The organism is Micromonospora sp. NPDC050686 (genome assembly GCF_040654475.1).
Classification (GTDB): domain Bacteria; phylum Actinomycetota; class Actinomycetes; order Mycobacteriales; family Micromonosporaceae; genus Micromonospora.
The window spans coordinates 1-12,947 of sequence record NZ_JBFAID010000067.1 but is presented as its reverse complement, the minus strand read 5'-3'; the positions used below and the strand labels follow the sequence as shown (position 1 = coordinate 12,947).

Annotated in this window: 11 protein-coding genes and 3 pseudogenes; 7 read left to right on the top strand and 7 right to left on the bottom strand. The window is 68.8% G+C overall.

Features of this window, described 5'->3' with window-relative positions; translation table 11 throughout:
- Nucleotides 1-187 precede the first annotated feature (187 nt).
- Nucleotides 188-526: a hypothetical protein gene (locus tag AB0H57_RS28955; protein WP_357511847.1), complete on the bottom strand. Its 339-nt coding sequence runs from the start codon at nucleotides 524-526 to the stop codon at nucleotides 188-190.
- Here AB0H57_RS28955 and AB0H57_RS28950 point away from each other — a divergent pair.
- Nucleotides 508-1,266, top strand: a complete 759-nt coding sequence (locus tag AB0H57_RS28950) for a hypothetical protein (protein ID WP_357511846.1) — start codon at nucleotides 508-510, stop codon at nucleotides 1,264-1,266. The two genes, AB0H57_RS28955 and AB0H57_RS28950, sit on opposite strands and share 19 nt — an antisense overlap.
- Before the next feature lie 82 nt (nucleotides 1,267-1,348).
- Here AB0H57_RS28950 and AB0H57_RS28945 read toward each other — a convergent pair whose 3' ends face one another.
- Entirely contained in the window at nucleotides 1,349-2,257 is a 909-nt protein-coding gene (locus AB0H57_RS28945) for a methyltransferase domain-containing protein (RefSeq protein WP_357511845.1), read from the bottom strand.
- A 119-nt stretch (nucleotides 2,258-2,376) separates the two neighbouring features.
- Here AB0H57_RS28945 and AB0H57_RS28940 point away from each other — a divergent pair, with 119 nt between their 5' ends.
- From AB0H57_RS28940 to AB0H57_RS28930, 3 genes and pseudogenes are all read left to right on the top strand, one after another.
- Complete coding sequence (locus AB0H57_RS28940; RefSeq protein ID WP_357511869.1) at nucleotides 2,377-2,616, top strand: hypothetical protein; 240 nt, start codon at nucleotides 2,377-2,379, stop codon at nucleotides 2,614-2,616.
- Nucleotides 2,617-2,672: 56 nt separating this feature from the next.
- Nucleotides 2,673-2,825, top strand: a pseudogene (locus AB0H57_RS28935) (RNA polymerase subunit sigma-70); the annotation flags it as partial.
- A 122-nt stretch (nucleotides 2,826-2,947) separates the two neighbouring features.
- Nucleotides 2,948-3,101: pseudogene (locus AB0H57_RS28930) on the top strand (DUF4440 domain-containing protein); the annotation flags it as partial.
- A gap of 354 nt (nucleotides 3,102-3,455) precedes the next feature.
- Here the strand turns inward: AB0H57_RS28930 and AB0H57_RS28925 are convergent.
- Nucleotides 3,456-4,607: a ThuA domain-containing protein gene (locus AB0H57_RS28925; protein ID WP_357511844.1), complete on the bottom strand. Its 1,152-nt coding sequence runs from the start codon at nucleotides 4,605-4,607 to the stop codon at nucleotides 3,456-3,458.
- An 18-nt stretch (nucleotides 4,608-4,625) separates the two neighbouring features.
- The gene (locus AB0H57_RS28920) at nucleotides 4,626-7,025 is read right to left on the bottom strand and encodes a PQQ-dependent sugar dehydrogenase (protein WP_357511868.1); all 2,400 of its coding nucleotides are present in this window, start codon (nucleotides 7,023-7,025) and stop codon (nucleotides 4,626-4,628) included.
- A 396-nt stretch (nucleotides 7,026-7,421) separates the two neighbouring features.
- Between AB0H57_RS28920 and AB0H57_RS28915 the strand changes: the two are divergent.
- A pseudogene (locus AB0H57_RS28915) lies at nucleotides 7,422-7,742 on the top strand (transposase); the annotation flags it as partial.
- An 8-nt stretch (nucleotides 7,743-7,750) separates the two neighbouring features.
- Nucleotides 7,751-8,029, top strand: coding sequence for a DUF5984 family protein (locus AB0H57_RS28910; RefSeq protein WP_357511843.1), 279 nt, complete (start codon nucleotides 7,751-7,753; stop codon nucleotides 8,027-8,029).
- 384 nt (nucleotides 8,030-8,413) lie between these two features.
- Here AB0H57_RS28910 and AB0H57_RS28905 read toward each other — a convergent pair whose 3' ends face one another.
- Nucleotides 8,414-9,709, bottom strand: coding sequence for an FhaA domain-containing protein (locus AB0H57_RS28905; RefSeq protein WP_357511842.1), 1,296 nt, complete (start codon nucleotides 9,707-9,709; stop codon nucleotides 8,414-8,416).
- Nucleotides 9,710-9,718: 9 nt separating this feature from the next.
- Between AB0H57_RS28905 and AB0H57_RS28900 the strand changes: the two genes are divergently transcribed.
- A complete protein-coding gene (locus tag AB0H57_RS28900) occupies nucleotides 9,719-10,123 on the top strand; it encodes a hypothetical protein (RefSeq protein ID WP_357511841.1) in 405 nt (134 codons plus the stop codon).
- A 516-nt stretch (nucleotides 10,124-10,639) separates the two neighbouring features.
- Here AB0H57_RS28900 and AB0H57_RS28895 read toward each other — a convergent pair.
- Both AB0H57_RS28895 and AB0H57_RS28890 read right to left on the bottom strand, forming a co-directional pair.
- On the bottom strand, nucleotides 10,640-10,819 hold the full coding sequence (locus tag AB0H57_RS28895; RefSeq protein WP_357511840.1) for a hypothetical protein: 180 nt from the start codon (nucleotides 10,817-10,819) through the stop codon (nucleotides 10,640-10,642).
- Between the two features lie 213 nt (nucleotides 10,820-11,032).
- Nucleotides 11,033-12,574: a ricin-type beta-trefoil lectin domain protein gene (locus AB0H57_RS28890; protein ID WP_357511839.1), complete on the bottom strand. Its 1,542-nt coding sequence runs from the start codon at nucleotides 12,572-12,574 to the stop codon at nucleotides 11,033-11,035.
- Nucleotides 12,575-12,947 lie beyond the last annotated feature (373 nt).

Below are 12,947 nucleotides of genomic sequence, written 5' to 3'. Positions count from 1 at the left end.
CGTAGCGTATTGATGGTCCGTGATGTCCAACTCACGGTCCTCGGCATGGGCGTGCGCGGGATCGGCTCGATGAGGCGCGTGCGGCCGAGGCCGCTCTCGTGCCGAGGTGGGTCCCGGGCGGAAGCTCGGGGCAATCATGGATAGCCCCGACGAGGCGCAATCGGCGTTGGGTATCGGCTTGTGTCGATCATCGGACACGAACCGAATCCCAACGGTGCGCGGCAAGGTCAACACTTGCCCGCATCGTTTGTGTTTCCGGGGTGTAGGACAGGTGCAGTCCGAGTGCGCGGTAGACCTGCAGTTTGTGTTCGGGCGTGGCGTCTCGTAGGGCCGTCACGAGGTTTCCGAGTTCCTCGACGATGGCGATGATCTGCTTTCCGCTGGGGCGTGCGGGTGTGCGGGGTTGCTCTACGAGTGGCGTGTGGTGGCGTTGCGCGGCGCGTTGGCGTTCTGCCCGGGTTTCGGCGATCCAGCCGGCGACGACGGCCGGGTCGGCGCCGGCGTCGAGTGCTGCCCGGTAGCGCACGAGTTTCGTGTCGCACTCGGCGACGGTGGGTCCTTTGCCCGCATCACCCCGACGCACGCGGTGAAGTCATCAGTGACTCCGCCACCCTGGTCTCGCTTCTCGGCCCCGACGCTACGGCCCTCGCACCATGGCCGCGGCTGCACATCGCCGACGGCATCGACCACGCACTCGCCGCGATCGAGGTCCGGCTCCTGCACCGCAGTTGCATCCTCGACGAGCACGCGCTGAACGACCTGGACGCCCTGCGACAGCAGGCGCCCGACGAGGAAGCCCTTCCGCTGGTCGTCCTCATCACCGCCGTACCACCCGCCAACGCATCCATGCGGGCCAAGACCGTTCCCACTCTCGGCGATGACCTGGGCGTGTCCGCTGTACTGCTTGGCGAGTGGCAGCACGGCTCCACCATCGACGTGGCCTCCAAGGGCTACAAGACTCTCGCACCCGGTCCGGCGACCGAGCCGCTCCCACCACGCCTGCCCGTCCTCGACAGTCGATACCGCCATCGCGATTCTCACCACCTTGCGCGAGGCGCAAATCGGGGAAGCCACCAAGCTGCCCTCCAACGCTGCGCCCGGCCGGCCGTCCCAGTGCACGCCAGCCGGACCCACACTGCATCGCCCGGCCCGCAGGCACCGGCCACCGCAACCGTCGAACCCCATGCCACCGGCAAGGCGCACCTACGCGTGCTCGGGCCGCCATGCATCGACAACATCACCAAGCAGCGTGAACAGGGCACGTGATCGGGAGTGTTCGACCTGATCGTGACCCGGGCCTCGTCTGGTTTCGCGACGGCGTTTCGGCCGAAGTGATCGTCTGCAAGGGCTATCCCGGGCGGCGTCCCCATGCCGAGATCAGCGGCGCGAGGGTGAGGTCGAGTTCGCCGGCATCGACGGCGGCCAGGTGCGCGTCGATCTCGACGTCGTTGGCCAGCCCTGCGGCGAGTAACTCGGCGCGGACCATGCGGACCGTCGCGGTCTCCAGCCGGTCGCAGGCTGCCCCGCCGACCGGGAAGCAGCCGGCCGCCGTGACATCGACTAGGCCCGCCGCCCGCAACGCCCGCGGTAGCGTGCGGCCGTAGCGCAGATCGGCGCCGCGGCGGGTCATCAACTCCCGGACGGCGCGCCGCAGCCGGTTGGCGCGCCGCTGCGCCGGGCCAACCTCATCGAGGCAGGCCAGCGGCTGCAGCTCGGTGTCGGCGTCCTCGACCAATAGCCAACCGCCGGGCCGCAGCGCCGCCACCATGGTCGCCAACGCCCGGGCACGGTCGGGCACGTGAACGAGCACGAGCCGCGCGTGTACCAGGTCGAACGTGCCTGGCTGCGGCGGCGGGTCCCCGACGATGTCGTGCCGGAGCACCTCGTACCCGCCGTGCGGGTCCAACCAGGCCGGATTGATGTCCGTGGCCAACACATAACCGGTTGGTCCGACGGCCGTGGCGAGTGCCTCGGGAATGCTGGGGCCTCCAGCACCAACTTCCCAGCAGCGCCAGCCCGCCCTCACTCCGAGCCGGTCGATGTGCCCACGCGTGACACCGTCGAACAGCTCGGCCAGCCAGGTGAACCGCTCGCCCGCCTCCACCCGGGCGTTGTCGAGCAGGTAGCGGTGATCCGGGGAAGACCCGGGGGCGTCCGGCGATGGGGGCCCGGACCGCGCGCCAGCAGTATTCACCGGCCCGCCCGCGGTCGTGTCCGGCTCGGGCCCGGGGTCGACGACGGGCTGCGATGAACTCATGCCCACATCCTCACGCCCGACCGCGTGCTGTGTCAGCGCGACACGGGATGACACCAGACACAGCCTGGCTCCAGCCAACCAGGCCGACCCCTCACCCTCGACACGACTACGCGCGGGCCATGGCCGCGGCGCGCGTCATCGAGCACGACCACGGCCTGGTCGGCGGTCGGGGTCCGGGGCGGCGCCGGGCGGCCGGGCACAATCCCGCGGGTGACAGCACGGCGGTCGCGGCCATACCCATCGCTGTGTGGGAGTTCTCGCCGGGCACATACCTGATCGTCAAGGGCTTCAGGCCCTCCCCGGTCACCGCAGGAATGGTCGCCGCCAGCACCCGGCCCGTCCAGGACGCTGCCGTCTAACCGTCGAGGACACGGCCGGGCCTTACGGCCGGTCGTGTTCGGGCAGCAACCGGCGGCGACTGTGGCTGTGCAAGATCGCGGCGAACCGGTCGTTGACCCCGATCCAGCGGCGCGGACGGCGGGAACTGCCCACCGACCTGAGCCGGGAGGGATCGCCGCTGGCCGAACGGGCGTGGCTTCAGCCGTACCCGGAGCGGATGCTGGCCTGGAAACGGTGGAGCTGAGCCCCGCCGGCGCGGGCGGTCTACCCGGCGCGGGAGGGTGCGATGACTTTCCGGCACGGCCCGGGTTGTAGTCCTGACGGCAACCCGTAACCCGGAAAGGACCGAACATGGCGTCCGACGAAGAGCAGATCCGCGTGTTGATCGAGCACTGGGCCGACGCGGTGCACCGGGGGCGACCTCGACGCGGTCCTCGCGGACCACGCAAAGGACATCGTGATGTACGACGTGCCGCCGCCGTACGAGGGGGTGCGCGGGACCGACGACGCCGGAACTGTCCGAATGCGCCCCGGACGTTGTCGGCGACCTGCGGCAGCGCCGCCGCCAGCTCGTCGAGCCGTTCGTGTACGAGGGTGAGCGCCGTCCCGCCCGCCGGCGTGTCGTCGAGGGTGACGGTCAGCAGCGAGTCGTAGCGGGGTCGGTGTCGCGCTGCGGGGCGCGGCGCCGGATGAGTTTGCAGCTGCAGGTCAGGCCGCTGGCCGAGAGAGCGCAGAGGCGGCACCACCATTCGTCGGTGGTGCCGCCTCTGCTGGCGATCTCCTCCGCGCCGCTCTCGTCAGTGCGGGTTCGATTACGGCGCCGACGGTTGAATCCCCCGCGGGTCGGCAGGTGACACAATCACGTCCCGTACACCTGGAACGTGAACAGCGAGTAGCCGGCCTTCCTGCTGCCGCGGGCCGTGCCGTAGATGCGTACGTACCTGGTCGAGGCGTTCAGGGCGAAGTTGTCGTCCTCACCGCCGTTGCCGTTGGTGATGGTCCGGATCGTGGTCCAGGTGTTCCCGTCGGCCGAGGTCTGGATCTGGTAGTTCTTGCCGTACGTGGTTCCCCACACCAGCAGGACCCGGTTGATGGTGTACGTGCCGCCGAGGTCGACCCGGATCCACTGCGGGTCGGACGACGCGCTCGTCCACTGCGTCGTGGGGGAGGCGTCCACGGCGTTCGAGGCGGGGAAGGAGGCGTTCTGCACGCTGGACGCCGTGGCGGGGTGGTTCAGCGCCAGGTCTGGCGGGGGAGCGCTGACCGTGCAGTCACCGGTGCCCTGCGCGGCGTAGCGGATGCCGCCGAGCAGGTGCGTACGGTAGTTCGCCTCGCCGTAGCTGCCGATGGTGTGGCCCATGCCGGTGTAGAACGACCGGCCGCCGTCGTAGGCCCGGCACCACGAGATGGGATGGTCGCCGCCCATCGTGCCGCCGGTGTAGGTGGACTCGTCGAGCGTGGCGAGGACGTGCACCTGCGGGCGGGGGTTGGTGCGGTAGTTGTACCACTCGTCGGTGCGGGTCCACGCGACCGGCAGGCCGGCCGTCGACGGGTGGATCGTGTCGGCGATCCGGACCGTCGCGGCCTGGATGGTCGGGTGGCTGGCGAAGTACGCCCCGACGAGGTCGCCGTACCAGGCCCAGGTGTACTCCGTGTCGGCCGCCGCGTGCACGCCGACGTAGCCGCCGCCGGCGCGGATGTAGTTCTCGAACGCGGTCTGCTGGGTCGCGTCGAGTACGTCGCCGGTGGTGGACAGCCAGATGACCGCCTGGAACCGGGCCAGGTTCGTCGGGTTGAACTGGGTGGCGTCCTCCGTGGCCTCGACGGCGAAGTTGTTCGCCGTGCCGAGGTCGCGGATCGCCTGGATGCCGGTGGAGATGGAGTCGTGGCGGAATCCGGCGGTCTTGCTGAAGACGAGCACGGTGAAGTCCGGCGCGGCGTGGGCCGGCACGACGTTGAAGCCGAGCACGGCGACCACGATGGCGAGGCAGAGAGCGAGTCTACGCGTCATGATCGGTGGTCTCCCCTTCTAACCAGTGACGAACGTGAAGCTGTCCAGGTCGAACAGCGCGCGCTTGCCGTTGCCAGCGAACGTGACGTACAGCGAGGTGGTGCCTGCCGGTGCGCCGCTGATGGTGCCGCTCACCGTGACGTACGTGTCCCAGGACCCGGTCTGGGTGACCGTCGCCGAGCCGATGATCGTGCCGGTTGGTGACCCGGTCCGGAACCGCAGCGTGCCGCCAGCCCCGGCAGACGACACCCGGGCGGTGAACGAGGTGACGTTGTTGAGCTTGTACGGGTCGAACTGGATCCAGTCGCCGTTGTTGATGTCGGCGACGCTCATGCCACCCTCGGCCGTGGCCCTGCTGACCTTGGTGATACCCGACGAGGTCTTGTAGTGCTCGGCCTGCCGGTGTTTCGGTGCGAGGATGCTCTGCGCGTGGGTGGCCAGGCCGCCCTTGTCGGTGTACGACGCGTCGAAGATCGGGAAGATGTTCGCCGCGTCGTCGTGCTCGCCGTCCACCGGGATGGTGATCGTGCCGGAGCAGCCGGTCTGCGAGGTGATCTGGTGGGCGTGCTGGTCGTGCCCGATCAGGTAGGACATGGTCACCTTGGCGCAGTCGATCGTGCCGTCCTCCGGGTCGGTGACCGTGACGCTCCACGGGACGCTCTCACCGAAGCCGGCCAACTGCCCGGCGGCGGGGCTGTTGACGACGACCGTCGGCGCGGTGTTGCCGACGCTGATCGGCACGCTGGCCGTGCCGGTGGCGCCCTGCGGGTCGCGCACCGTCAGGGTGGCGACATAGTTGCCGTTGGTGGTGTACGTGTGCGACGGGCTGGCTGCGGTGGAGGTGCCGCCATCGCCGAACGCCCACGAGTAGGTCAGCGCCCCGCCGTCGGGGTCGCTGGAGCCCGCCGAGGAGAACGTCACGGCGAGGGGTGGCGCGCCGGATGTCTTGTCGGCGCTGGCGACCGCGGTCGGGGCGCGGTTGCCGGCGGCGCCGACGTAGTCGTAGCGGTAGACTGCGGAGTTGGCGTCGCCGTTGAAGTAGCCGGTGCCGTAGTCCAGGACGTACAGCGACCCGTCCGGGCCGAAAGCCATGTCCATGACCTGCTTGCCGTTCCACGGAAAGTTGTCGATCACACCCGGCGAGCCGTCCGCGTTGACCACGATGGGCTTGATCCAGCCGCGGCCGAACTCGCCGGCGAAGTACTGCCCATCCAGGCTGGCGGGGAATTTCGTGGTCGACGGGTTGGCGGCGTCGTACCGGTAGACCGGGCCACCCATCGGCGACTCGGAACCGGTGCCGAACTCGGGCGGGGAGCCGGCGTCGCCGGCGTAACGAATCCAGGCGGGTTTGGCCGCCGGCAACGTGGTCAGGCCCGTGTTGCGAAAGGAGTTGTTCGTCGGGCCGCCGGCGCAGTTGAACTTCGGGCCGGTGGAGTTGGTCGCGAAGTTCCACTCGTTGTACGTCTCGGTGGTGGTGTTCGTGCCGGTGCAGTACGGCCAGCCGTAAAAGCCCGGCCCCGTGATCCGGTCGAACTCGACCTGACCGGACGGGCCCCGGTTGGCGTCGGTCCGGCCCGCGTCCGGCCCGTAGTCGCCGAGGTAGACGATGCCGGTCGCCTTGTCGACGCTAATCCGGAACGGGTTGCGAAAGCCCATGGCGTAGATCTCGGGCCGGGTGTTGGCGGTGCCCGGCGCGAACATGTTGCCGGCCGGGATCGAGTAGGTCCCGTTGGCGTTGACCTTGATCCGCAGGACCTTGCCGCGCAGGTCGTTGGTGTTGCCGGAGGTGCGTTGCGCGTCGTAGGCCGGGTTGCGGTTGGTGCGCTCGTCGATCGGCGAGTACCCGCTCGACTCGAACGGGTTGGTGTCGTCGCCGGTGGACAGGTACAAGTTGCCGGCCGCGTCGAAGTCGATGTCACCGCCGACGTGGCAGCAGATGCCGCGGCTGGTCGTCACCTCCAGCACGGTGACCTGGCTGGCCATGTCTACCGTGTAGTCGGCGTTCAGAGTGAACCGGGACAGGCGGTTGACCCCGGTCCAGGTTACCCAGTCGGTTGCGGTACCGGTGGCAGGCGCGTCGCCGGCGGGGGTGCTTAGCGGCGGCGCGTAGTACAGGTAGATATTGCGGTTGCTGGCGAAGTTCGGGTCGGCAGCGACGCCCTGCAGGCCCTCCTCGTCGTGCGTGTACACAGGTATGTTCGCGATCACCGATGTGTTGCCGAGCGCGTCGGTGCGGCGCAGGGTGCCGTTGCGCGCGGTGTGCAGGACTGAGCGGTCCGGCAGCACCGCGAGCGCCATGGGTTCGCCGGTCTCGGCTACGCCCTTGGCGAGCGTGACCTGCTGGAAGTCGACGGGGTTGATCGCCGCCGTGGCCGGGGTTGCCGGCGCGGCGAGGACGCTGAGTCCCGGGGCGACCAGAAGCAGGGCGGCCGCCTTTGGCCGCCATCGAACGATGGGCTGTCGAATCACTAGTGCCCCTTCCTGACCAAGTTCGCCAGGCAGGGCGCGTGCCGTCGCGCCGCGGCCGAGGATGCCGCGACGTCGACCTGCGTCGTCGAGCACACTTCACGCGCCGGCCGCCGAGCGGATCGTATAGAGAGCGGTCTCGGGCCGTGCGACCACAGTAGGAAGTTCTGATTGATCTGTCTATATGCATCGATGCTATACGTGAAACTTTGCGGCCGTGACCAAAAGGTGGCGCACACGTTGCCGCGCCGCTTAGAGTTCCTAACAAAATGATCTGTGGGTCTGTCGTCCGTTGTGGAGAACGATCTACGATGTCGGGCCGTGAGGCGTGGTGAGCAGCCGCCGTGGATGGTGCCGGACGGGCTGTGGCAGCGCATCGAGCCGTTGCTGCCCAAGCCCGTGCGCAACCCACGGCATCCGGGACGTAAGCGGATCCCGGATCGGCAGGTGCTGTGTGGGATCTTGTTCGTGCTGCACACGGGCATCCAGTGGGAGTTCCTGCCGCAGGAGTTGGGGTTCGGGTCGGGGATGACGTGCTGGCGGCGGCTGGAGGAGTGGAACCGGGCGGGGGTGTGGCAGCGGCTGCACGAGCTGCTGCTGGCCTAACTGCAGACAGCCGGCAGGCTCGACTGGTCCCGCGCCGTGAGCGACTCCTCGCATGTGCGGGCAACGGCCCGGTGATTCGATGGTGGCGCACCATCATCAACGGTGCCGACGCGGTGACGGTCGACTGGTGGAATCGACGCTGCGAACAGGACGTTGACGTCACGTTCGCCGATCCGGTGAGGGGCCGGCTGGTCCTCACCACCGAGGAGTTCGTCGATGCTGTGCGGGATCTTGACCGTGACTTGATGGCGGCGATGCACGAGCGGATCACCCTGCTGGAAGAGCGGCGCGTCGTACTGCCTGACGTCGAGTTGGACCTGACCGCGCTGCGTGCCGAGCACCATGACTGAGGCCGAGCTGACGGTAGACCTCGGCCTTGTCAGCGGGGTCTGCGTCGCGGAGCACGGTGACGATGTCGCCGAGCGCTTGTACCAGGTTGGTGATCTCTGCTCGGCTCATCCGATATGAGCTCTTGTTCGGTGTGGCGTGGAGACCGGCTTCGGCACGCGTCCGCTCCGCCTGGGTTTGGGCGATCCAGCCGATAACCACAGCCGGGTCGCCTCCGGCGTCGAGGGCTGCTCGGTAGCGCTCAAGCTTGGCGTCGCAGTGGGCGATGGTCGCCACCCCGAGTCCCCAATACCTTGTGTGTGGCGGCGAGGTGATCGCCGCAGGGTCCGACCGAAGCGGTGTGCGAGCGAAGTCGGCCGCCGTCCCGAACCGCCCTCGCTGCCGCCTCAGGAGCCGGGTTCGATGCGGGACACGATCCGGATGCGGCCGGTCACCAGCTGGGGGTCCACTTCGACGACGATCGACAGCTCACCCAACACGCGCCACTGCTGTTCGGCAACGTATTCGGCGAGCCATGCGACGAGTTCGTTGGTGAGCGCCTCCTGGTAGGGCTTCATCCGATCCCAGTCGAATGGTGACAGCCCGAGTACGTACCGGTTCGGTACCAAAATGAAGCCGTCAAGAACAGTTCGGCGCTCCACCACCTCGTCCCGGATCCCACTGACGAGTTCTACTGGCAGCAGCGGACCGGTAGGCGTACGCCGGAAGGCTCGCCGCACGAGTCCGCGCAGGCCCGACTCGAACCGGGTCGCCGGACCGACCCGAGGTCCGGACGGTGGCGCTGTCTCCGCATCTGTTGGCACTGCGTGCAGTTGGCTACGGATCCATTCGGCAGGGTCGCGTACGTCCGATCCCGGGATGTATGCCGGATTGCGGGTCAGAGCCAGGAGGTCGACCGTGTCGGTGCCACGTTGATGCGGTGGGCGCATCCCGCTGGCCGTCATCTCCCGGCGGATCTGGCGATATATGTCCGGCAGCGCGATCAGCTCACCACCGCCGTGCAGCCCACCTGTCAATAGGCTGAGTAGATGGCCGGTGAAGACCGTGTACCGTGCGCCCCGCGGCGCCAGGGCGGGCGCGTTGGCCGGAGTTGCGGCAAGGATCCAGGTACCCGCGATTTCGAGTTGATCGAGTACGCCGGGCACGTCGCCCATCAGATCCTGAGCCGCTCGACCGCTGTAGCAGCAGTCGAGGATGACGATGCGGTTGTTCGCGGGACTATCCAGGACCACGTCACGAAGGTGTTCGTACGGCAGCGCGCTGAGCGCCAACTCGGTGGGGTCGCTGTCGGACGTGCACAGGAACAGGTCGTGCCGGCGCGGACCGGTCATGCCGTGGCCAGCGAAATACACCAGCAGCGTGTCCTCGGCCTGCGCGGCCGCGTTCCGCAGCGCCCGGGAGACGTCTCTGGGCTCAGCGGGGTCCCGTAGCCGGACACAGTGCTCTGGCTTGAACCCACCGTTGGCAGGGTCGGTGAGTGCCTCGGCCAGGGCATTGACGTTGTTGGTCACAGACGGCAGGTCGGAGAGGTCTTTGGCGTGGTAGGCGGCGGTGCCGACGAGGACCACTCGGGAACGGGCCGGGTCGGGAAGACGGGTCATGGGGTTCCTTCGCCTGGTTCTGGGGTCCGCCGCAACCTGAAGAACTCTAATGGTCATCATTATCGTGGCGGCCAGGCGCATACTGGACGGGTGTACGCGCAGATTTCCGTCGTCGGCGGCGACGAAGTGGATCTCAGGTCCCTCTTCGACTGGCTGCGCCTTGAGGACGGCCTGCGGGGTCGGTTGGCCCTCGTGCCTGCGCCGGCCGGGCCGGACGAGATGGGCGCGGCGTGGGACGTGTTGAGCGTCGCGCTGGCGAGTGGCGGCACACTGTCCGTTCTGGCCGGATCATTGGCGGTGTGGTTCCAGCAACCCCGTCGCCCCAACATTAAGATCGAGATCTCGATGTCCCAGGATGACACTCGGATCGTGGTGGACGCGACGAACGTCAAGAACGTCGAGCAGATCCTCCGGCAGGTCAGTTCCCTGTCGTCCGCGCCCGCCGAACCACGAGGCCCGTCATTGGCTTCTCTGCCCGACCAGCCTGCCCAATAGGTCGCGCGGTCTCCGGTCCGGGTAGGCGCCAGAGGCCCGGTAGCAGGCTGGCGGCTCGGTATGGACACGGGTCGGGTTGAAGCCCAGCGTCGAAAGCCCTGTCAGGGGGAGCGACTGAGCGGCCCGTAGCACGACGCAAGCCTGCGGCGTCGTTAGAGGTCTCGTCCGTGGGGTGGGGCAGAGGGAGTGCCGAGCCCCCGAATTCAGGGTGAAGGCCATGGAAGCGGGCCGGCGCTGATGGCCGCCGTCGTCAGTGTGTTTCCTCAGGAGTCCAGCGACGGGCTACAGCTCTTTCTTGCGGTGCTCAATCACCGGCGATGGCGATCTGAGTGCTGCGAACGCAGGCGGCGAGCGAGCGCAAATCCCCGCGCTGACCTGGCTGCATGCCGATCCACCTCCGATCGACCTGGGTGCCCAGGGCGCGCGAGGCCGCTGAAGGCGATGACGAGGGACTGCGCGACCGGCGCCGATGAAGCGCAGGCTTGTCACTGCGACGACCGACGGTCCGTGACCCGGTTACGTGGCGAAGCTGGGCTTGCGCTGTTTTCCGTCGGTGACCACGGGCGAGCCGAGCTCCTCGAAGCGGGCGACGGCGTCCTGCACCGCCCGGTCGTAGAGCACCTCCAGCGCCACCCGGTCCAGTCGCCCCGGGGCATGGTCGGCGGGGGCCGGCGAGAGCTCTGGTGAACGAAGCATGCTGCCGATCGGTTCAGTAGGAATACCCATACACCAAGAAGTAGGCAGCCGTGCAGGTCAATGCAATGACCATCTCCACCCCCGCCGTCCGATCGCGGTGCGCGTCAGTCGTCGCCGCGTCGCCCGAGCGGCGACCACCAGGGGCGACGACGACCGCCGGGCCGGGAACGGGTCGGCCGGCGACGAGGCCGACCGACCCGACCGGAGTTGTCCTCAGCCGCGCCGCCACTTCTGGTTGGCGCCGCCGTGGCACTCCCAGAGCAGCAGCCGCGCGCCGTCCGCGCTGTTCCAGTCCTGCACGTCGACGCACTTGTTGGCCTGCGGGTTGACCAGGTCTCCGGCCCCGCTGAGCACGAACTGCTGCGCCGGGTTGCCGCTGCAGTTGGCGAGCTGGATCACCGCGCCGTTCGCGGTCGACCCCCAGGCCACGTCCATGCACAGCCCGAGCGCCCGGACGGTGCCGTCGCCGGCGAAGGTCCACCGCTGGGCGTTGGTGCCGTTGCAGGTCCACAGTTGCAGGTACTGGCCGTCGGCGGCGTTGGAGTTGGGGACGTCGATGCACTTGCCGGCGTATCCAATGATCTGGCTCGCGCCGCCGCCCCCGGTGGTGGTGAGGGCGAGCCCGTACGCGCCGAGGATCTCGTTCACCGGCTGGTAGACGGTGGTGCCACCGGAGTTGCAGTCGCCGCCGGCACCGGAGGTGACGCCCTGGGCCTGGTTGCCGGAGATGAACGAGCCGCCGGAGTCACCGGGCTGCGCGCACGCGCTGCTGGCGACCAGCCCGTAGACCAGGGAGCCGGAGTAGTTGACCGTGACGTCCCGGGCGGTGATCGTGCCGCAGCGCCAGCCGGTGGTCCGGCCGGAACGGCAGACCGAGCTGCCGATCGCGGCCTCCGCGGAGCCGGCCACGCTGGTCGTGCCGCCGTTGTAGGTGTTCACCGTCGGCGTGGCCGTCCAGGATGAGTTGACCTGCACCCAGGCGTAGTCGTTGCCCGGGAAGGACGAGCCTCGGAAAATGCCCTGCGCGACGCCGCTACCGCTGGTGGTGCTGCCCACGCCGCCGCAGTGTCCGGCGGTGACGAAGCCACCGGCGACCGCGAACCCGACCGAGCACAGCACACTGTTGTTGATGACATACTGGTCGCCGCCCCGGACGTCGTACACGGGGCGGTACGGCTGCGCGCTCGGCACAGTGCGCACCGTGTCGGCGGTGGCACCGGTGGTGCGGACGAACTCGTGGGCCGCCGCGGTGTCCGCGGCCCGGACCACCACGCTGTTGCTCGCCGGATCCACGTACCAGGAGTGCACGGCCGCGCCGGCGCGGCCAGCCCGGCGGTCGAGGGCGGCCTTGGTCCGGTCCAGGTCGGCCATGCTCCAGCGGACCACCTTTGGCTGGGCGCCGGCGCTGCGGACCCGGCCGGCACGGGCGGGGGTGGTCACCCCGACCACCAGGGTGGTGCCGTCCGCCGCGATCCAGGACCCGCCGTAGGTTGTTCCCAACTCGGCGCGTAGTCGTCGCTCGATCGACGGCGCGCCCGCCTCGACGGTCGACCGTTGCCGGATCTGGTCGCCGGTCAGGCCGAGGTCGCGGCGCAGGGCGGCTCGTTGGCCCGCCGGCAGGTCGGGTGAGGGGTGGGCTGCGGCCGGCGGCACCGGGCCGGGCGGCGGGGCGGCTGACGCGCTGACGGCGGGCGCCGAGGCCAGCGCGGTGACGAGCGTCGCAACCCCCAGGACAACACCCAGTTCGCGGATCATGGTGCACCCTCCAGGTGGATTGGCTAGGTCGTGAGAGCGCTCTCAGCGCCAATCCTCACCAACCAAACGACGGATGTCAATCCGCAAGCCCTCGGGGGCGGGCCACCCGACGCCATCAACCAGCACGTATTGACACTCACCGAGACGGCAAGAACGCTCTCGGAGACGCTTTTTCCGGTGACCGGCCACCACCGGCCCAGGCCGAACGGGCCCAACCTGCCCCCTGTTCACACGGTCACCAAAACACCGGCCGGGGCGATTGCAGCGATGGCGTTGCCGGGGGGGTGTCCCTATGGGTTTTGTCAAGCAGCAGCGGGCCTTGGCTGGTAGGGGATCTTGTCGCGGAGCATGGCGAACAGGACGTCGCAGCGAC

Coding starts and splice junctions, on each gene's coding strand:
- AB0H57_RS28945 (WP_357511845.1), bottom strand. CDS start 2,257: ATGAGTTCATCGCAGCCCGTCGTCGACCCCGGGCCCGAGCCGGACACG.
- AB0H57_RS28905 (WP_357511842.1), bottom strand. CDS start 9,709: ATGCGCCTGGCCGCCACGATAATGATGACCATTAGAGTTCTTCAGGTT.
- AB0H57_RS28940 (WP_357511869.1), top strand. CDS start 2,377: ATGGCCGCGGCGCGCGTCATCGAGCACGACCACGGCCTGGTCGGCGGT.
- AB0H57_RS28925 (WP_357511844.1), bottom strand. CDS start 4,607: ATGACGCGTAGACTCGCTCTCTGCCTCGCCATCGTGGTCGCCGTGCTC.
- AB0H57_RS28895 (WP_357511840.1), bottom strand. CDS start 10,819: ATGCTTCGTTCACCAGAGCTCTCGCCGGCCCCCGCCGACCATGCCCCG.
- AB0H57_RS28890 (WP_357511839.1), bottom strand. CDS start 12,574: ATGATCCGCGAACTGGGTGTTGTCCTGGGGGTTGCGACGCTCGTCACC.